This is a genomic window from Pseudomonas kulmbachensis (genome assembly GCF_963681935.1).
In the GTDB taxonomy this organism is placed as follows: domain Bacteria; phylum Pseudomonadota; class Gammaproteobacteria; order Pseudomonadales; family Pseudomonadaceae; genus Aquipseudomonas; species Aquipseudomonas kulmbachensis.
In genome coordinates, this window is record NZ_OY817088.1 from 4,679,296 (window position 1) to 4,699,038 (window position 19,743).

The 19,743-nt window shown below is 58.0% G+C and carries 19 protein-coding genes; 9 read left to right on the top strand and 10 right to left on the bottom strand.

Annotated elements, in window-relative coordinates; translation table 11 throughout:
* Nucleotides 1–104: 104 nt before the first annotated feature.
* Nucleotides 105–1,379, bottom strand: a complete 1,275-nt coding sequence (locus tag U5A05_RS21525; RefSeq protein ID WP_321834714.1) for an acetyl-CoA C-acetyltransferase — start codon at nt 1,377–1,379, stop codon at nt 105–107.
* Nucleotides 1,380–1,501: 122 nt separating this feature from the next.
* Between U5A05_RS21525 and U5A05_RS21530 the strand changes: the two genes are divergently transcribed.
* The 7 genes from U5A05_RS21530 to U5A05_RS21560 all read left to right on the top strand — a co-directional run bounded on the left by U5A05_RS21530 (nt 1,502) and on the right by U5A05_RS21560 (nt 8,392).
* The gene (locus tag U5A05_RS21530) at nt 1,502–2,854 is read left to right on the top strand and encodes a 3-oxoacyl-ACP reductase (protein ID WP_261739866.1); all 1,353 of its coding nucleotides are present in this window, start codon (nt 1,502–1,504) and stop codon (nt 2,852–2,854) included.
* Nucleotides 2,851–3,705 (top strand): MaoC family dehydratase, encoded by an 855-nt coding sequence (locus U5A05_RS21535; RefSeq protein ID WP_321834715.1) that lies wholly within the window; start codon nt 2,851–2,853, stop codon nt 3,703–3,705. Before U5A05_RS21530 ends, U5A05_RS21535 begins: the two co-directional genes overlap by 4 nt.
* Nucleotides 3,706–3,858: 153 nt before the next feature.
* On the top strand, nt 3,859–4,164 hold the full coding sequence (locus tag U5A05_RS21540; RefSeq protein WP_261739868.1) for a nucleotide pyrophosphohydrolase: 306 nt from the start codon (nt 3,859–3,861) through the stop codon (nt 4,162–4,164).
* Nucleotides 4,161–4,910, top strand: a complete 750-nt coding sequence (locus tag U5A05_RS21545) for a methyltransferase domain-containing protein (protein ID WP_261739869.1) — start codon at nt 4,161–4,163, stop codon at nt 4,908–4,910. Before U5A05_RS21540 ends, U5A05_RS21545 begins: the two co-directional genes overlap by 4 nt.
* Nucleotides 4,911–4,930: 20 nt before the next feature.
* On the top strand, nt 4,931–5,545 hold the full coding sequence (locus U5A05_RS21550; protein ID WP_261739870.1) for a DUF4136 domain-containing protein: 615 nt from the start codon (nt 4,931–4,933) through the stop codon (nt 5,543–5,545).
* 20 nt (nt 5,546–5,565) lie between these two features.
* Nucleotides 5,566–6,153 carry a DUF4136 domain-containing protein gene (locus tag U5A05_RS21555; RefSeq protein ID WP_321834719.1) on the top strand — a complete coding sequence of 196 codons (588 nt, stop codon included), beginning with the start codon at nt 5,566–5,568 and terminating at the stop codon, nt 6,151–6,153.
* 244 nt (nt 6,154–6,397) lie between these two features.
* Entirely contained in the window at nt 6,398–8,392 is a 1,995-nt protein-coding gene (locus tag U5A05_RS21560; RefSeq protein WP_321834720.1) for a pilus assembly protein TadG-related protein, read from the top strand.
* Between the two features lie 123 nt (nt 8,393–8,515).
* Here the strand turns inward: U5A05_RS21560 and U5A05_RS21565 are convergent, their stop codons facing one another.
* Both U5A05_RS21565 and U5A05_RS21570 read right to left on the bottom strand, forming a co-directional pair.
* Nucleotides 8,516–11,263, bottom strand: a complete 2,748-nt coding sequence (locus U5A05_RS21565) for a PAS domain-containing sensor histidine kinase (protein WP_321836548.1) — start codon at nt 11,261–11,263, stop codon at nt 8,516–8,518.
* Entirely contained in the window at nt 11,250–11,696 is a 447-nt protein-coding gene (locus U5A05_RS21570; RefSeq protein ID WP_261739873.1) for a TadE/TadG family type IV pilus assembly protein, read from the bottom strand. Before U5A05_RS21570 ends, U5A05_RS21565 begins: the two co-directional genes overlap by 14 nt.
* A 71-nt stretch (nt 11,697–11,767) precedes the next feature.
* Between U5A05_RS21570 and U5A05_RS21575 the strand changes: the two genes are divergently transcribed.
* Together U5A05_RS21575 and U5A05_RS21580 are read left to right on the top strand one after the other, a co-directional pair.
* A complete protein-coding gene (locus tag U5A05_RS21575) occupies nt 11,768–12,241 on the top strand; it encodes a prepilin peptidase (protein ID WP_261739874.1) in 474 nt (157 codons plus the stop codon).
* Nucleotides 12,242–12,358: 117 nt separating this feature from the next.
* Nucleotides 12,359–13,147 (top strand): response regulator transcription factor, encoded by a 789-nt coding sequence (locus tag U5A05_RS21580; protein WP_321834725.1) that lies wholly within the window; start codon nt 12,359–12,361, stop codon nt 13,145–13,147.
* Nucleotides 13,148–13,267: 120 nt separating this feature from the next.
* Here the strand turns inward: U5A05_RS21580 and U5A05_RS21585 are convergent, their stop codons facing one another.
* The 7 genes from U5A05_RS21585 to U5A05_RS21615 are packed head-to-tail and all read right to left on the bottom strand — an operon-like array spanning nt 13,268 to nt 19,729.
* The gene (locus tag U5A05_RS21585; protein WP_261739876.1) at nt 13,268–13,534 is read right to left on the bottom strand and encodes a DUF3613 domain-containing protein; all 267 of its coding nucleotides are present in this window, start codon (nt 13,532–13,534) and stop codon (nt 13,268–13,270) included.
* Between the two features lie 17 nt (nt 13,535–13,551).
* Nucleotides 13,552–14,241: a tetratricopeptide repeat protein gene (locus tag U5A05_RS21590; RefSeq protein WP_261739877.1), complete on the bottom strand. Its 690-nt coding sequence runs from the start codon at nt 14,239–14,241 to the stop codon at nt 13,552–13,554.
* Nucleotides 14,242–14,255: 14 nt separating this feature from the next.
* Nucleotides 14,256–15,140: a type II secretion system F family protein gene (locus U5A05_RS21595; RefSeq protein ID WP_261739878.1), complete on the bottom strand. Its 885-nt coding sequence runs from the start codon at nt 15,138–15,140 to the stop codon at nt 14,256–14,258.
* A gap of 1 nt (nt 15,141) precedes the next feature.
* Nucleotides 15,142–16,026, bottom strand: a complete 885-nt coding sequence (locus U5A05_RS21600; RefSeq protein ID WP_321834727.1) for a type II secretion system F family protein — start codon at nt 16,024–16,026, stop codon at nt 15,142–15,144.
* Between the two features lie 9 nt (nt 16,027–16,035).
* Entirely contained in the window at nt 16,036–17,310 is a 1,275-nt protein-coding gene (locus U5A05_RS21605; RefSeq protein WP_261739880.1) for a TadA family conjugal transfer-associated ATPase, read from the bottom strand.
* Complete coding sequence (locus U5A05_RS21610) at nt 17,307–18,506, bottom strand: CpaE/TadZ family protein (RefSeq protein ID WP_321834729.1); 1,200 nt, start codon at nt 18,504–18,506, stop codon at nt 17,307–17,309. The genes U5A05_RS21605 and U5A05_RS21610 overlap by 4 nt, the downstream gene beginning before the upstream one ends.
* The gene (locus U5A05_RS21615; protein ID WP_321834731.1) at nt 18,503–19,729 is read right to left on the bottom strand and encodes a type II and III secretion system protein family protein; all 1,227 of its coding nucleotides are present in this window, start codon (nt 19,727–19,729) and stop codon (nt 18,503–18,505) included. Before U5A05_RS21615 ends, U5A05_RS21610 begins: the two co-directional genes overlap by 4 nt.
* Between the last annotated feature and the right edge of the window lie 14 nt (nt 19,730–19,743).

Sequence of the window (19,743 nt, forward strand, 5' to 3'; positions counted from 1 at the left end):
CGGGAGCACCTGACACACCGCACAACCTGACTTTAACGACGACTTCGTCGCCGAACGCAGCCTCGCTTCGCTCCTCAGCGGCTACAAGGGGGGGGGGAGCTCTCCTACCGCTCAATTATCACCGTCACGCCCTGCCCACCCGCCGCGCAGATCGAGATCAGACCTCGGCCCTGCCCGGCAGTGGCCAGCAGTTTGGACATATTGGTCACGATACGTCCGCCCGTCGCCGCAAACGGGTGCCCCACCGCCAATGAGCTGCCTTTGACGTTGAGTTTACTGCGATCAATCGAGCCCAGAGGTGCATCAAGACCCAGACGGCTTTTGCAGTAGGCTGCATCTTCCCAGGCCTTCAAGGTGCACAACACCTGCGCGGCAAATGCCTCGTGAATCTCGTAGTAGTCAAAGTCCTGCAAGGTCAGGCCATTACGCGCCAGCAGCCGTGGGACGGCATATACCGGGGCCATCAGCAAACCTTCGGCGCCATGCACAAAATCCACAGCGGCTGTTTCGCCATCACGCAGGTACGCCAAAACCGGCAGCCCCCGCTCCTTGGCCCATTCCTCACTGCCCAGCAATACCGTCGATGCGCCATCGGTCAGCGGCGTGGAGTTACCCGCCGTCAGCGTGCCTTTGGCACTGCGCTCGAACACCGGTTTAAGCGCCGCCAGCTTCTCCAGGGTCAGATCGGCCCGCAGGTTGTTATCGCGACTCAAGCCCAGAAAAGGCGTAAGCAAATCATCTTCCCAGCCCGCGTGATAAGCCGCCGTCAGCGCCTGATGACTGTGCAGGGCCAGTTCGTCCTGCTCGACCCGGGGGATGTTCCAGGCCTGTGCCATCAACTCGCAGTGCTGGCCCATCGACAGCCCGGTACGCGGCTCGCCATTACGGGGAAACTCGGGTTTCAAGAAGCCAGGACGCAATTGCAGCAGGGTTTTGAGCTTATCCACAGGCGTTTTGATGCGATTGAACTGCAACAGCCATTTACGCAGCCCGTCATTGAGACCAATCGGCACATCGGAGGCGGAGTCCACTCCCCCTGCAATGCCGCACTCGATCTGCCCCAGAGCAATCTTGTTGGCCACCAGCAACGCGGCCTCAAGACCGGTGCCGCACGCTTGCTGCAGGTCATAGGCAGGGGTTTGCGGCGACAACCGCGAACCCAGTACACACTCACGGGTCATGCTGAAGTCCCGAGAGTCCTTAAGCACCGCCCCGGCTACCACCTCGCCCATGCGCAGCCCGTGCAGGTGGTAACGCTCAATCAAACCCTCCAGCGCCGCCGTCAGCATGTCTTGATTACTGGCGGTCGCATAAGGTCCGTTGGCACGGGCAAACGGGATTCGGTTACCACCAATAATTGCTACACGACGCAGACTCATAAGATTCACCCTATTCTCTTAAATCCATTAATCGTTACAAGCGTAGGCCTTATCGCTGATAACGAACGACCACGGCATGTTTGTGGTCAACCCTTTGAACCCCAACTGTCGGAGAGTGTTCCATGTCAGACCGTTATATCGACTTCGTCAACTCAGCCCTCGGCCAGCGTCTGGTCGGTGCTTTGGGGCTGCCGTCACCGGGACGACTGGAACGCTGGCAAGCCGGGCGCCTGCGCCCCATCGAAGGGCCTCTGCTGATTGGCGGCGGCGCATTGGCCGAAAAGGTTAACCGCTTCGCCAACAAGCTCACCGACGCGGTGTTCAGCTATGGTCCCGAACCATTGCTCGCCACGCCGTGGATTCCTGGCCAGGGGCCAAAGCTCAAAGCCGTGGTGTTCGACGCCAGCGAGCTGCTGCACACCGATCAGCTCAAGCAACTGCGCGAATTTTTCCAGCCACTGCTGCGCAGTCTGCAGGACTGCACGCACATGGTGATATTGGGCCGGGCGCCTGAAACACTAAGTGATCCATTCGCTGCCAGCGCCCAACGTGCGCTTGAAGGCTTCAGCCGTTCGCTGGCCAAAGAGCTGCGCAACGCCAGCACCCTGCAACTGCTGTATGTCGGTGAAGGGGCCGAAGACCAGCTTGAAGGCGCACTGCGGTTTTTCCTCTCTCCCAAAAGTGCATTTATCAGTGGCCAGGTACTGCGTCTGAACGCCTGCGCCGCTCAGGTGCAGGACTGGACGCGCCCTCTGGCCGGGCGCAAGGCATTGGTTACCGGCGCCGCCCGCGGGATTGGTGCCTCGATTGCCGAAACCCTGGCCCGGGATGGCGCCGAACTTATCCTGCTGGACGTGCCGTCAGCCAAAAACGACCTTGATGCCTTGGCCGCACGCTTGGGCGGGCGCAGTATCGCGCTGGACATCTGTGCCACCGACGCTCCTGCACAACTGATCGAGCACCTGGCAGACGGCGTCGATATCGTGGTGCACAACGCGGGTATTACCCGCGACAAAACCTTGGCCAACATGACCCCCGAGTTCTGGGATGCGGTGCTCGCTGTCAACCTCAACGCCCCGCAAGTGCTGACCAAAGCCCTGCTCGACAGTGGCACCCTGCGTGATAACGGCCGGGTGATTCTGCTTGCGTCCATCAGCGGTATTGCCGGTAACCGCGGCCAGACCAACTACGCCGCCAGCAAGGCCGGGCTGATCGGTCTGGCCCAAGCCTGGGCACCACTCCTGGGCGAGCGTGGGATCAGCATCAACGCCGTGGCCCCAGGGTTTATCGAAACCCAAATGACCGCGCATATTCCCTTTGCCTTGCGCGAAGCGGGTCGGCGCATGAGCTCGCTGGGCCAGGGTGGCCAGCCGCAGGACGTCGCCGAAGCGGTGGCCTGGCTCGGCCAGCCGGGTACGGGCGCAGTCAGTGGCCAGGCGCTGCGGGTGTGCGGGCAAAGCATTTTGGGAGCATGACCGTGAAGTGGCTCGACCTCAGCAGCCCGCCGCACTTGCCCACGCTGTACGCTCGCGCCGCAGCCCGGCGCAAGATCACCGGCAGCACCTTGCCAGAACAGGGGGTGCGCTGTTGGGTCGAGGTTGAAGCCAAGCCATTGGCAGCCTTTCGCGATGTGTGCGCGTTGGGGCCAAGCCCATTACTTCCTCCTACCTACCCCCATGTCCTGGCCTTCGGGCTGCAAATGCAATTACTGACCAGTAAGGACTTCCCCTTCCCACTGCTTGGGCTGATTCATCTGACAAATCGGATTCGGCTACTGCGCCCCATGGGCAACGTGACGCAGCTACGCATCGGGGTATCTGTGCACAACCTGCAAAAGCATCCCAAGGGCGCAACCTTCGATGTGGTGACTCAGGTCGACGACCTGCTGGGACCATTATGGGAGGCCGAAAGCACGCTGCTGTGCAAAGGTGTTGAGCTGACGGGCGAAGTGCCGCAGCCCGTAGTGCCTGCGCCAGTCTCCCTGGGCGAGCTGACCCGCTGGTACGCGCCCGCCGACATTGGGCGCCGGTACGCCAAAGTGTCGGGCGACTACAACCCCATCCACCTCAGCGCCGCCAGCGCCAAACTGTTTGGCCTGCCCAGCGCCATCGCCCACGGCCTGTGGATAGAGGCTCGCGCCCTGGCGGCTCTGAACTCACACCTGCCAGCCGCCAATGTGGAAATTTTCGTCGCGTTCAAAAAACCGGTCCGCTTGCCTGCCGAGGTGATCCTGCACTGTAGCGAAGCGGGCTCCAGTGGTGACTTCCAGCTCAACGGGCATGACGACCTGGTGCATTTGATCGGTAACTGGCGACCGATCAGTTGATTCATCGCTAATTCCGCTGTGGCAGCAAGCCTGCTCGCGAAGGGTTACCGACCTTCGCGAGCAGGCTCGCTCCCACAGGGGGAGTAGTGCCTTTCACTTGCGCCAATGCTCGTTCCGCCGCAAGCTTTGCGCCTTCTGGAGAGCACACCCTCGATGAACCTCGACGAACTCACGCAACGCATGCACCGCATCCGCGATAACAACGACTGGAAGCAATTTCACAGCCCGAAAAACCTGGCCATGGCCGCCAGTGTCGAAATGGCCGAACTGGTGGAAATTTTCCAGTGGCTGAGTGAAGACCAATCCCGTCAGCTCCCCGCCGACAAGCTCGCCCACGCCGGCCAGGAAGTGGGCGATATCGTGCTGTACCTGGTATTGCTGTGCGCCGAGTTGGGCCTGGACATGAATGAAGTGGTGCGCAACAAATTGGCCGACAACGAAAGGCGTTTCAGCAAATGAGTGACCGTCACTTCGATCAACTGGCCACCCGCTTCGCCGAGAAAATCTACGGCGGCGCCAAGGGAGCCATTCGTTTGGCCGTGCTTCAGGCCGACCTCGAACAAACACTGCCCAAGCGCCCGCTGCGGGTGCTGGATATCGGCGCCGGGCTGGGCCATATGTCTTTGTGGCTGGCCCAACAAGGTCACGATGTAACCCTCGCCGAGCCGGCCGCACCCATGCTTGAAGGCGCTCGACAGCGCTTTGCCGAGGCAGGCCAGACAGGTACGTTTATTCAGGCTCCGTGGCAAGAACTGCTGGGGCAGCTGACCGAACCCTACGATCTGGTGTTGTGTCACGCCGTACTGGAATGGCTGGCCGAACCCCACGCGATCCTGCCTGTTCTGCACCAACTGACGGCCAAGGACGGCTGGCTGTCACTGGCGTTTTACAACCGCGACGCGTTGATCTATCGCAATCTGCTCAAAGGCCACTTCCGCAAAATGCGCAAGAACGACATGGCTGGCGAAAAACAGAGCCTTACCCCGCAACAGCCACTCGATCCACGGGAACTGGCCACGGCACTCGAAGGCATGTGGCAGGTCGAAACCCAAAGCGGCGTACGAGTGTTTCACGACTACATGCCTGTGGAGTTTCAGGCTCGCGCAGAGCTTGATGCGTTGGTTGAAATGGAGCTGGCCCACCGTCGCCATCCCGCCTTTGCCGGGCTGGGACGTTATCTGCATTGGGTTTGCCGTCCGGTTTGAATCGCCTTGGGGAGAACATCATGTATCGCCGCGCTGCCTTAATCGTTTTAAGCCTGGGACTGGGCGCTTGCCAAAGCCCTAACCCATACACCGCAAGTGCCATGCCTATGCCGCCAGCCCCGGCGCAAGCGGCCAATACTCTGGACCTGAGTGCCTACCCCGCGGCACCGCGGGATTACGGGCGCTACCAGAGCTGGGCCTGGCTCAATGGCCGCTTGCCGGTTGGCACGGCATGGGCCGATTCGGCGCAAATCGCCGAAGCCGTGAACAATGCGCTGGACCAGCGCGGCTTGCGCCCGGCACAACCCGGCCGGGCGGCGGACCTGTGGGTCAGCGCTGATTTGCACACTGAAAAACGTCTGCGTCAGGTGCAGGACGACTATGGTTATGGAACCGGATATGGGAACAGTTACGGCCGTTACGGCAACCAGTACGGGATGTACAACTCTGTACCCGTAGTACGCACCTACGAGGTAGAAGTCATGGTGGTGCGGCTCAACCTGTACGACGGCAAAACTGGCCAACCCGTATGGAGTTCCAGTGCAGAAACCAGCAGTAAAGGCAGCCTGAGCGAACGCGGTGACGCCCTGCGCGAATCACTGAACAAGGCAGTGCAGGCATATCCTCCCCATTAAGTTGAAGCGGAGAAAGCATCATGCTACGTCGCATTGCATTACTGGGCCTGGCCCTGCTGCTCAGCGCCTGCGAGACCCTGCAGGTCAGCCACGACTACAACCCTGCGGTCGATTTCGCCAAATTCCAGTCCTGGGCCTGGAAAGAACCGGCCGTGCAATATCAGCCCAATAGCCCGATGCTCAGAAGCGACCTGACCGAGCAACGAATCATTCAGGCCGTGAGCGCTCAACTTGACCAGCGTGGTCTGCGCCCGGTGGCTGCGGGCAACAAACCGGACCTTCTGGTACAGGCCTGGCTGATCGTCGCCAACCGCCAGGAACAAGTGGTGACCCATTACGGCTACGGCGGTGCATGGGGTGGACCTTGGGGTGGTTACTGGGGTGGCCCGTGGGAAGGTAACTGGGGCGCACCGATGTACAACGAAACCCGCAATGTGGTCTATCAGGTGGGCACGCTGCAAATTGACCTGATCGATGCCAAAGACGGCAAACTGGTGTGGCGCGGCAGTGCCGAAAAAGTCGTCGACAACAGCCCGACCCCAGCGGAACGCGACGCCGCGATCCGCGACGCGGCAACTAAAATCCTGAGTACTTACCCACCCAAGTAAGGCTGACTGTTTTACACAACACTAACGTGTTCGCGATGTATATAAGTAAGTTGGCATTAATACTTTCGCGAACACGTTAGCTCCCACACTAAATTTTAAGTCATTTATCGTTGGCTTTTGATTAATCGCTCACATCGCGCCTATAAAACTGGCAACTGGCCAGCGCACTGATCACTTATTGGCTACACTCGCTGAAACTTTGGAGAGTTAGCGCTGGTTCATATACCAGCATCAGGAGTGCTCGATGTCTCCCCAACTACGCGGTATGGGTTTCACTGGTCCACAGCAACAGCGTGGCGCAATCGGCTTGATGGCCGCCGTCACCCTTGGCATGGTGCTGCTGTTTATGCTGTTGGTAATCGACAGCGGGCGTTTGTACCTGGAGCAACGCAAGTTGCAACGGGTGGCGGATATGGCTGCGTTGGAAGTGGTGAGTCGGGGGGGAACATGTGGCAGCAGCGCTACCGCCGTGACCTACGCCAAGGAGAGCGCAACCCGCAATGGTTTCACGCCCGGCAGCGGGCAAACGATAACCCCCACCTGCGGCACCCTGAAGACCGATGGCGCCACCCAGTTGCGCGTCTTCACGCCGGACCAGACCAAGTCCGACGCCATCCGTGTTATTGCCACTACGACCGTACCCACCAGTGTGGCGGGGGGCTTGTGGAGCATTTTTTCAAAAGACGGGTTTGACCCTGCTACAAACTTGACGGCGAGTGCAGTGGGAAGCAATGGTGGGTCACCATTGGCTCAGTTGACTATTCGCAGCTCACTGGTAAAAATCAGCTCCGACCAATCAACACTTCTTAACCCGCTTATTGGCGGGATGCTCGGCGGCACTTTGACACTCGACGCGGTGTCTTGGAATGGGCTAGTAGACACCAAAATCAGCTTGCTCAGTTATCTGAACACACTACTTGATTTAAACACGAACATCGGAAGTACCGACGAACTACTAAACACTAACCTACATCTTTCTCAACTCCTGGATGCGCTTTCGGTCAGCGTACTGAAAAAAAATGGCCCAGGTGCGGACTTAGTGATTAAAAACCTTACTAAGCTCAGTCTACTACCCAGTAGCACACAACTCTTGAAACTGAGTGATTTACTTAACATCGAAACAGGGACCCCAAGCGCGGGCCTAAACACAGAAATGAGCATATTCGACCTGCTACAAGGCGTTGCTCAACTGTCAAATGGGAAAAACGCGGCCGCGGTGACCGTCAATACCAACGTCCCTCTTGTCGGCAACATAGCAATTTCAGTTAAAGTTATAGAACCCCCGCAAATATCTGCTATTGGGAATCCTGCACTGGCAATAAAGCGTCCTATGGTAGACGCCGACCAAATAATGGTAAGAACAGCGCAAGTCCAAACGCACGTACACGTAGATCTAGCCATACTCAAACTGGTTTCTGACCTTACATCAACGCTAACCTCAATACTGTCGCCACTTACAAACGTAGTAAACAAATTATTAAACTTGGACTTGATTGGAGCCGTAGGCAACCTGCTTGTAGGAGACAGAACCTCATTGAGTCTTTTCTCTTCGCTTGATATTTATCTAGACGCTGCCGGTGCTAACAGCTACGTCACTGACTATAGCTGTTCAAGCAATACGTCAAAAAGCCTGACGATTCAGGCCTCGACTGCATTAGTCAATTTAAGCATCGGCAGCCCGCCATTAAACGCAACATTCCCTCCAAAGGTTGAAATAAACAACAAAACCTATCTCGCAATAGAGCCTGTAAAACTTATCAGCATTGACATTACAAAGTGCATAGCCGCTTTCATCTGTTCACCTACCCAAATCGGTGCAGGCGGAGGGCTCGGACTAAAACTCCAGACTCAAGTCGGGGCCAACTCACAGCCTATAACGTACAACTCCCCCGACTCTCCTGACGCTTTAAACTTGAAAAATGTTGGTTTGCCACCCGTTTATAAAAGCTTGAACTCTACAAAACTAATAGAGAGCATAGGCAACACACTGGACAATCAATTACTGGTTTCTTACATACCCAAAACTGCCAACATTACTAACGACGCTCTTAGTACCGTCGCTGGCACACTTCATTCGATCACCAGTACTCTGGCCTCAACATTCAAGCTCCTGCTTGCCCCCTTGCTTGATCCCATCATAAATACCTTGCTGCAAGCTTTAGGCATCAACCTGGGTAACGCCGAAATCGGCGCCAATCTCTCCTGCGGCCAAGGCGGCCGCGCCCAACTGGTGCTTTAACCAACAACGCGCCTGTAGCCGCTGACGAGGTACTTCAAGCGTGGGAGCGAGCCTGCTCGCGAAAATCATTCGCGAGCAGGCTCGCTCCCACTGGGGCTTGATCTGGAACAGAGTATCTACAGGTCAGCTCGCTTCGACCACCGGCAATTCCACGCAGAACCGGGCTCCGTGCCCGGTGTTGCTGACGCTTAGACGCCCGCCCATGTTGTCGATAATGCCGTAGCTCACAGACAACCCCAGGCCTGTGCCCAACCCGATGGGCTTGGTGGTGAAGAACGGTTCAAAGATCCGCTCCAGCAGGCGCGGGTCGATACCGCCAGCGTTGTCATCTACCTGCAGGCGCACGCTCCGGGCATCGGACTCGACGCTAAGGACAATCCAGGGCTCAAAGTCGCGGTCAGTTTCGCGCTTGCTCATCAGCGCATCACGGGCATTGACCATCAGGTTGATCAACACCTGCTCAAGCTGATCAATATGGCCACGCACCAGCACGGCACACACCTGGCCTTCGCTGCGCAGTTCCACGCCTTTGCCGCGCAAGCCTTCGCCGAGCAAGGCCACGGAGCCTTCCATCGCCTGTGTCGGGTTGAACACTTGCTGTTCGATTTCGGAACGGCGGCCAAACACGCGCAAGTGGTCTACCACACGTGCTGCACGCTGGATCTGCCCATCGATACGGGTAAGTTTTTCGTGCAGGTAAACGAGGGGTATATCACCGCTGCTCAGCCGCTTGAGCACGTTAACTACGGCCATGCGGATCACGTTCAACGGCTGGTTGATTTCGTGCGCCAGGCCTGTGGCCATTTCGCCAAGGGTGGCCATTTTTGCGCTGTGGGTCAGTTGCTGTTGCGAGCGGCGCACCTCGGTGTTGTCGCGGCCCACGGCTTGCACTTCCAGCAAGTTGCCTTGGGCGTCAAAGATGCCCCGGTCCGACCATACCCACCAGGCGTATTCGCGACCCGGCAGTTGCAGGCTGATTTCAGCCGAGCTGACGGGAGACTCTGGAGTCAAACCACCAATACGCTGCACAAAAGCCTCGCGCTGTTCGCACGATAGCCAACTGCTCAGGTTGATCCCCGGCAGTTGCTCGGTCGTGCATTCCAGGTAGCTGGCCAGCGGCTGATTGCCGAAGGTCAGGGTCAGGTCAGGCAGGTAACGGCAGATCATGGCCGGCGAATCTTCGACCAGAATCCGATAGCGTTCTTCACTGTTTTTGACCCGCTCGGCGGCTTCGGTAGCCTCGGTGATATCCAGCCACAAGCCGACTACTTCAACGGGCAAGCCCAGGTCGTCGCGCAAGAGCTTGGCCTCGTCCAGCAGCCAGTGATAATCGCCGCGCCGATCGCGCAGCCGATACCGACTACGGGTGCTGCCTTCGCGCAGCAACTGGCGCGTACGCTCAAAATAGTGCTCGCGATCATCGGGGTGGACCCACTCGATCAACGTGGCACCCGTGCATTCCTGTAACGTCCAGCCCAGCAGGGGCTTGAGGCTATCGCTGAAAAATGCAGGCAACAGCGCGCCTTCGACATAACGCTGGACGTAAATCACCGCAGGCGAACTGGCAATCAGGTTGTCCAGCCGAGCATGGGCGGCAGCGACTTGCTGCTGCTGGTTTTTGATGTCGCTGACATCCAGCATAAAACCCACGATGCGCCGTCTCGTGCCGCTCCCCAGCACCTGGCCCTGAATCCGATACCACTGGGTGGGTTGCGCGCTTTGCGTTTGATGCACCCGCGCGAACAACAGCAGATCCTTGCCATGTTCCAGCAGTTCATTAAAGCGACCACTGAGTTCATCCCGATCAGCAGGATGAAACAGCGCCAACCATTCCTCGCGGGTCAACACCTGCTGTTCGGCTGTAGACGCTAGGCTTGCGGCCAACTGCGGAGCCAGTTGCAACAGCTCGCTGGTTGTCGACCACTCCCACCAGCCCGTGCCCAATAGTCCTTGCAGGGCGTCCATGCGCTCGCGCTGTTGCAGGTGCTGCTGCTCACGCAAGCGATCCAGCAGCGGCGCAGCCAACGTGGCACACACCTGCAGCCAGTCACTTTCGCTCATCTGCGGGCCATGCAAGGAGGCCGGGTAAAAACCCAGCATCAGCCAGGCACACAGGCCTTGCTGATCGCTGTAGGGCACCAGCACGCCGTCGGCATTACCAAACAGGTCGTTGAGCCTCGGGTTGCCGTCGCGCTCAACACGCATGGGCGAGGCCCCACTGAGCGGGTCGAGCAGGCTGCCCAGGCTTTGCTCTGGCATCCACAGTTGCGGTGCATCAAAGGCGTGATAAGTGCTGTGCATGTGCCAAGCAGACTGCGCATCATCACGCAGAGCCAATGCCATGCAGGGCACACGCCCATGCTGGGCCACGCTGCGTAGCGCCTCGTGCATCACTTCAGGCAAGCGCACCACACTGCACTGGCGCAATTGTGCGCTCAAACCGAGAATCAATTGTGTACAGCGCTCACGGCTGCGGGCCTGCTGGCTGCCGAGTCGTAAGTCGCTGATATCCAGCAACTGTAAAAGCCAGCCCTCGGCCTGAGGCTGAATCCAGCCCCGGGTATGCACCACCCGCAGCCCGGCGCATTGAAAGTCCAGGTCGAGGCTGTGCCCCACCCAGTCTGCCGGTACGCCTTCAAGTGCCTGCGTACTGCCCGGCACCAGATAGCTGAGCAACAAACGCGGTGCGCCGTCGCCGGTAGCCCGCGCCAGGCCGTAACGCTGCAGGCCACGAATCTCAATGACGTAGCCCTGCTGATCGAGCAGCAACTGGATGCCCGTATCGGTACGTGATTGCGGCCCGCTGGATTCAGGCAAGCGCTCGTTGGTCCGCCCCAACAACCGCCCGAACAGCCCTTCACGGGTTGACAAGTTTGACACTCGATTGGGCCATCAGCTTGGCTGGCAGGTCAGGCACGGTGATGCTCCCCAGTTTGAGCACAGGCATGATGGAGTTCAGGGCCTCGGCCGGCAGACTAACGCTGGCTGTCAGTATCTTGGTGGCGTCGTTGTAAGAAGCGGCCGGGGCCAGACTGTCTTTCAACGCGGCAGGCACCCAGGTCAGCTTCTCGCTCAGAACGCTTTTGGCCAACGTCTCCACCACACTCCCATAGTTCGCTGCCGCCGGATCAACCGCCATGCTGCGACGCACCGCTTCGGCGGTCGCATTGTTGAATGACTGCATCAGTAACAGCGGCAAGCTGTAGCTGAGCACGCCATAAAGCACCGTAAAAAAAATCACAAACACCAGGGCGAACTCGATCGCAGCGGCGCCTTTCTGCTTTTTGGGAAGTCTTGTTTTCATGACTGCATCTACCCTGACAATCAAAACTAATATCATCATAGAATCACTGGTAAAAAAGGGAGGCCATTTACGTGATTCCGTTATGTGTTGTATTTCTGTGGCTCGCTGCTTGCTCCGTTCAAGACCTTATCCAACGCCAGATTGCCAATATCCTGACCTTTGGGGCGGCGGCTCTGGCGTTGCTGTATTTACTCTGGACAGGCCATACCTGGCTCGGGGCAAGCGCAGCCGAAGGAGGCTGGGCGTTGCTGATTGTCCTGCTGCTGACACTGCCCGGTTATGCACTGAACAAGCTGGGTGCCGGTGATGTAAAACTACTCATTGCACTCGCGCTGGCAACCGATCGTCCGACAGTTCTGGGCACCATTATCGGTGCCGGTCTGTGTGCCGGTGTGTTGTGGTTGCTCGCGTCAAAAGCCCTGCCTTTAGTGAATCAACGAGTTAAGATCCATTCATTTGACATGAAAGGCCTTGCGTCAAAAAAGCATCCCTTTGCGCCCTTCCTGTTAGGGGGATTTACCCTGACAATGGTGCTTCTTAACTAATTGATTTGCGGGGTTAACGCCTTGTACATAGTCGTAAAGTAGGTCTACGTTTAAATCAGTCGCCTCAAATGAGTGGACAAAGAAGTCCCTGATTGGTTTACCAGGAAGGAGAAGCGTGTGAACAAGTCCCAAACTCTAATAAAAATACTCGTGGTAGACGATCAGCCGTTGATTGTCGAAGAGCTGTGCGAGTTTCTGGAAAGCAGCGGTTACCGTTGCGTGCCTTGCAACTCAAGCAGTGAAGCCATCAGTGCCTTCGTTGCCGACCCACTGATAGGTCTGGTGCTGTGCGACCTGCACATGCCAGAAATGAATGGCATCGAACTGACCCAGCACTTGCAAAAACTCGCCGGCAAACACCGCGCGTTTGAAAGCATTTTGCTGACCGGTCGAGCAGACAAACAGGATGTGATCAAAGCCTTGCGTATCGGCATTGCCGACTACTATCAAAAGCCGGTCGATCTGAATGAGCTGCTTGAGGGCCTCCAGCGTCAGGAAGCCAGCTTGCGCGAACGCCACAAGAGCGATCAGCTGGGCCACCTGAACCAAAAACTGCAGAACCTGGCAGAGTCGATTGACGACCTGTATCAAGACATGGAGTCTGCTAGACGCCCTCCGCAATCCGACTATCAACCCTCAAGTCCACAAGACTCAAATGAGGGCACCTGGCAACAGATCCCGACGATTTTCAAACAACTATCGCCGCGCCAACTGGACGTCGCCAAGCTGGTCAGCAAAGGCCAGACCAACTACCAGATCGCCTGCGATCTGGGCATTACCGAAAACACGGTCAAGCTCTACGTGTCTCAAGTACTGCGCCTGACCCACATGAACAATCGCACCCAACTGGCTCTTGCCCTGTCCCCTAATGCCCCTTCCAATCACCACCGACAGACTGCGTATTAATCGCTGACTAGCGGCCTGAATAGCTCGCAAGCCAGCTCCCACAGAATGTGTTGTTGCACAACAACTGTGGGAGCCGGACTAAATCACTAAAACAGCCGCCCCCCCCCACAAAGTGCACACTCAATTCTGCTTGGCTGTACCCCCTTCATCCTGTTTGTAATACTCGGGAATTGGATGCTTGTAGCTGTCCAGCCAGCGTTGCAGGCTTAGCTCTCGCTCTGCCGGGGTGGCAACCTGGCGTATCGGCGATTGGGCCTGACCACTGATCTGAAGCTGCAACCAGTTTTCGGTTTGCTGCTGGTTTTTGGCCGCAGGGCCAGGCTCGATGGCCAGCGCGCCTAGCGGCAGCAGGGCCAACAGCACCCCCACACGAATAGAAAAAGTCATGGCAAACCTCCAACAGATTATTTGATTGCAGCCACCTGGTTGCTGGCTGTCTTGGCTTGGGTCTTCAATTCCTGTGCCCGGGACTGAGCATCACTCACCTGTTCGGGTGTCAATCCGGCACGGGTCACCAGTTCGGCAGCCTGTTTCCACTGATCCTGGTAAATCAGCAAGGTCACCAGATTCAGCGCCGCCAGCGAGTCGTCCTGCTTGAGCTCCAGAGCAGTCAAAAACTCAAACCGGGCCTCATCAACCCGGCGTTGATTGAGGTACACCACCCCCATGTCATTGCGAATCTTGGCATCGGTCGGCGCAAGTCGCGACGCACGCTCAAGGTAGGTGGTTGCCAAAGCGTTATCGCCGCGCCCCGCTGCCAACTGGCCCAGCCCATGCTCCCCTTCAGCGGCCAGACACCCCCCCAACAGCCCCCGGTACAAGGGTTCAGCTTCACTTCGGCCCAACTGGCGATAGATCCGCGCCTTGCGTAGTTGTACCTGCGCGGAACGCTCCGGCAGGTTTTGCAGATTGGCCAGGCTGGCGTGCAGCTTGCCCTCCTTGGCCATGTCATCCGCCAGGTTCAGCGACAGTTCCTGCTCGCTACTCAATTTGGCGCAGCTACCGCTCATGGCCAGCCACGGCGGATTGCTCTGCCCCCCTGTCGCACAGCCACCCAGCATCAGCAGCCCACACACGACGATGACAAGTTTCATGCTCATACTCCTGATCAAGAGGCAAAGGCTCGTGAGATCGCGACAAAACTCGGCCCGGCCAATACGATCATTAGCGCGGGGAACAGAAACACCATCATCACTACCGACATCTTGGCGGACATCTTGGAGATGTATTCCTCCATACGTGTCATGCGCCGGTCGTCGAGCAACTCCTTGAGCGCCTGCAGCGATTTCATCGCGCCGCCACCCTGTTGAATCAACTGCAGCAGGATCACGCAGGTGTCATTGAACTCATCTACTTCCAGCAAGCTCGCGGTCTTGCTCAGCTCCTGACTCAACTCCAGCCCCGAGTCCACTCGGGCCAGCACTACCCGCAACTCGCCAGTCAGCACCGGCAGCAGTTGCCTGGCCTCCTGGCTCAGCACGCGTAACGCCTGTTCAACCGCCATGCCCGACTCAAACAGAATGCGCAGTAACGGGATAAAGGTTGAAACCTCCACCGCCACTTCCTGCTGCCGTTGTTTCGCCGCGTAGGCCAACAGCCGCTTGGGGATCAAATACCCCAATGCCAAAGCCAACAGCAGTACCGCCAACAGGTTGCCTGCCTTGGGAAAGAACAACTCATGCCCCAGAAACACCAGCCCGGCAAAGGCCACCGGCGTACATACCTGAAAGGCGGCAAACAACGAACGCTGACTGGCCGTGCGCCAACCCACGCGGTTGAGCAGGATCTGGGTCTCGTTATCCAGCGAAACCGAGCGCTGACCAAACTTGCTGTTGCCCACCGCCCGCATCCACAGGCTGAGTTTGCCCGGCCCGGTCTTGTCACCTTCCAGGCGCTGCATCACCCGCTGCTGACGCAGGCGATCCTGGATCACGTTGTTTAGCAACAGCGCCATAGCGCCCAACAGTAAAACTGCGCAAATCAAATAGGCCATGTCATACGCTCCGCACCATGCGCCACAGCGCTAGACTGCCAAATACCTGCATGGCCAAGGCCGATAGCAGCAAGTGCTGACCACTAATGTCTTGCCACATCTTGACCATGTAAGTCGGGTTGGTACCCAGAAAAAAGCCGCACACCAACAGCGGCAACAGGCCCAGTACCAGCGCCGTCACGCGGGTTTCACCCGTCATGGCCTTCAGCTTGCGAGCCCCTTGTTCACGCTCTCGAATCAGCACGATCAGGTTGTCCAGCAACTCACTGGCGTTACCGCCGTAGCGATGGTTAACCTTCAGGCCAAGGGCAAACATGCGAAATTCATCGCGCTCATACAGTTCGGCAAAGTCCTGCACCGCCTCGGGTAAACTCGCCCCCAACTGCACATTTCGCGACACCCGGCTGATACTGCTTTTGAGCGGATCACGGGATGAATCTATGGCATGCAGTACCGCATCGACCAAGGTGCGCCCCGCTTTCAGGCTACGGACACAGTGATCGAGCAACTGTGGCAGCTGCCCCACCATGCGCCCCACCCGGCGGTGATATCGCCATCTGACAAATAGCCACACCAACAACGGCGGCAACACCAGCAGCGCGAGTAAAAACACCCAGCCACCGAGCAAACCACCCACCACTACCGCAGCGGCCCAGAGCCCCAACCATAAACCCAGGCGTTCGGAAGGGCGGCCCAGACCGGCCTGTAAAAAAGCCCGATCCAGCCAAGCCACGCCTTGGATCTTTTCCGCCAGTTGCGGCTGGTCGACACCCAGACGGTCCAGCACCCGGCTGGTAGTCGGGTCACGCAGGGCGCGGTACACCAAGCTCAGCGAAAACGCGAACATCAAAAAGCTGATGGTAAAAAGCAGTAAGGCCGGGATCATGGGTGCACCTCAGCCGTGAGCATTCAAAATGGGATCACGACGCAACTTGTCGCCTGCCGGGTTCACGGCTTCACGCATAAAGCCAAAACCAGTGCGCTTATCCAGCCGGAACAGGGTGTTGGTCACATACACATCGTCACGCACCCCCACCACCTCCAGCACCTCACTGACACAACGCCGGCCATCCGGCATACGCGTGAGCTGGATGATCACGTCGAGTGCGGCGCAGATCATCTGGCGCAAGGTTTTTTCCGCCACTGTGCGGCCCGTCAGGCCGACCAGAGTTTCCAGACGCAACAACGCATCCTGCGCGGTGTTGGCGTGCACGGTGCTCATCGAACCATCGTGACCGGTGTTCATCGCCGTCAACACATCAAGCACTTCCACACCCCGGATCTCACCGAGGATGATGCGGTCCGGACGCATCCGCAGGGCGTTACGAATCAAGTCGCTGGCTTTGACTTCGCCATGCCCTTCGGCATTTGGCGGACGCGTTTCAAGGCGTACTACGTGAGGGTGACCCAGCTGCAATTCAGCCACGTCTTCGATGGTGACCAGCCGTTCGTGAGGGTTGATCAGCTGGCTCAAAATATTCAGCAGTGTGGTTTTACCGGTGCCAGTACCGCCGCTGATCAAGATATTGCAGCGCTTGCCCACCGACTCCTGGAAAAACTCGAAGATCGACTGGTCGATGGTTTGCATCGCCACCAGGTCGCTGCTTTTAAGCATGTCCTTGCGAAACTTTCGAATCGACAGGCAAGGACCATCCAGCGCAATCGGCGGAATGATCGCGTTCACCCGGCTGCCATCGGGCATGCGCGCATCGACCATCGGCGAGGATTCGTCCAGGCGCCGACCCAGCGGTGCCAGGATGCGCTGCATGACCCGTTCGACGTGATGATCGTCGATAAAACGCAGGTCGCTTTGACTCAGCAAACCCTCGCGTTCAACGAACACCCGATACGGGCCGTTGACCAGAATTTCGGTAACGGCAGGGTCTCGCAGCAGTACTTCAAGCGGGCCGAAACCGGTCAATTCATCGACGATTTCTTCGGCCAGCCGCTCCATCTCATAACGGGAAATAGCCAGGTGCAGGCGCGACACATACTCCGCAACCCGCTCGGTGACAAACTGCGCCAGAACCAGACGCGAATCTTCCAGCAGGTTTTTCCCGGTCTCCTCAATGGCATCAATGATGTAGCGATGCAGTACCAGTTTCAGCCCGTCGTGATCCGCATGACCGTCTTTGTACAGGCCAGAGCCGAACAACTGTTCATTGGTCATTTTGAGCCCCACAGGCGGTTCAACCACATGGCAGGCCCGGACGATACCTGCCCGGGCAACTGCGAACGCCTGGATAGCCGCTCACCGAGTTTTTTCAGGCCCAGACTCAGGGCTTCTCGCGGGCCCAGATCAAACAAGGTGGCGGCCTGATTCTTGGCATTGATCCGCAGTTCCGGGCTCAACGGCAGCGTTGCCAGAACCGGGAAGCCAAAACTCTTGGCCAGCGCGTTGACATCAGGTGCCACACCGCGCAGATAACGATCGACCAACAACCCCGCGTGCTCCAGCTTCATGCCCTTGGCGCGCCAAAGGCTGAGCACGTCCAGGTTACGACGGCAGTCGAGCACACTTTGGTCGGTGTACCAGAGCAGGGTGTCGCAATGACTGACGAACGTGCGTAATGCCTCACTGTCGGGCTGCCCCGTGAGGTTCACCACAATGTGCTGAAAGTGCTGACGCAAAGCGCTAAGCAACATATACAACTCGGCAGCGCTGGTAAGTTCCAGAGGCTCGTCGTTGTCACTGTGGGCCAAAATCCGCAGACCGCCCGCGGCCTTGGTAAAGGCGCTGTCAATCAAGGTGCTGTCCAGGCGTCGCAGATGGCGCAAGGCATCGCCAAAAAAGAACGAACTCTCAAGCCCCATCAATGCCAGGCCATCACCACGGGGCACGCCCAGGTCCAGGAACAGGGTTTTTTGATCATGCTTTTGCACCACCAGCCCCAGGTGGCTGGCGAGCAACGCGCCGTCGGCATTGCATTGCGCACTGAACAGCACACTCAGGCCACCCAGCTCAGCATTCGGCGCGACTGCAGGCAAGCGCTTGCTCAAGCGCCGAACCAGCCCCGCCACCTCACTGGAACGCGAACCGTAGGCCACAAAATCCCTGGCGCCCGCACGCATGGCGTTCAGCACCAACTGGTTGTCCATGCCGTCGCCCAGGGCAACTATGGCCAGCATCGGTTTGGCTTCCAGTGCGCCTTCAATCAGCGCGCACTGGGCCACCACCTTGTCGCGGTCCAGGCCGACAAAAATCAACCCGGCAAAGGTCACATCCACCAATGCCAGCAGTTCGTCCAGGCTACTGCTGCCTGCACCTACCACTTGCCCCAGCGGCGCCAGCGCACCTTGCAACCATTCAAGATCGGTGTTGTTGCGCGTTAGCGCGAGAAACGTCTGGCTCAGGTTTTGGCTCATTGTGATAACCCACTACGGCGATTGGCATTGCCGTTGTCGAGGAAATACAAGCGATACCAGTTAGGGTCGTAATTGCGTAGATTTTCACCGGGCAAGGACGGCAGCTGCGCATTGGCCGCCAACGGTTGAACCAGGTGCGGCGTCACGATCATCAGCAGCTCTTTCTCTTCGCGACTGATGTTGGAGTCGCGGAAAAACGCGCCAAGAATCGGGATATCTCCCAGCCCTGGGAATTTATTCACCTGTGAGGTATTGCGCGAACTGATCAAACCACTGATCACAAAGCTCTCGCCGTCGGCCAGGGAGATGCTGGTGTCCGTACGACGAACCGTAAGGCCCGGTACTAGCGTCCCGGCGATATTCACCGCATTTGTGTAGTCCAGTTCACTAACCTCTGGCGCCACTTTAAGCATGACGCGATCACGCCCGACCACGGTTGGGGTCAGCGTCAGACGGATACCAAACTCCTTGTACTCGATCGAGACGTTATCGCTGCCGCTGCTGGGCACAGGAATCGGCACTTCACCACCGGCGAGAAAGGTCGCACTCTGCCCGCTCATTGCCACCAGGCTTGGTCGCGCCAGGGTGTAGGCAAAACCGCTGCCTTCCAGAGCGTTGATCATGGCCTTGACCTTGCCACCGCCAAAACCGATGTTGAAATACTTGCTGTTGGCAACAGGACCGCCCGTGATCACCCCCTCAGCCGTACTGAGGAATGAACCCGGAGAGCCGAACAAAAAGTTGCTGCCCATACCAAAGATCGAGGTACTGGCTTCCTGCAACTTGGTGCGGCTGACTTCGACAAAGCGAATATCGGTTTGTACCTGTACCGGCAGCGTGGAGTCTTCTGACGGTGACAGTGAGGCACTGGTAAAGCCCCCGGTGGCCTTGCCCTTGACGAATATCATGCTCTGGCGAGGGGTTTTCGAGCAGGCGGTCCAAACCATCAGGCTGGTAGTACCTGGCGCCATGCCGGTGAGCAAAAAGGCATTACTGCCATTGGCGTGAACATCGGCGATGGTCGGGTCACCCACCGCAATACGGGAAATGCTGACTGGCGAATCCAGTGCCTGCTGGCCACCCTGGGCCACTTCCAGTACCGCTGGAAACTGGCTGAGTGCCGCGCAATTATTTGGAACGGCCAAGGCCATTTCGAAAGGCAGGCTGCTCAAGATCAGAGTCCAGACAGCACGCTTGTACAACGGAACGCAACGATGGCTCATGCTGGGCTTCCTTG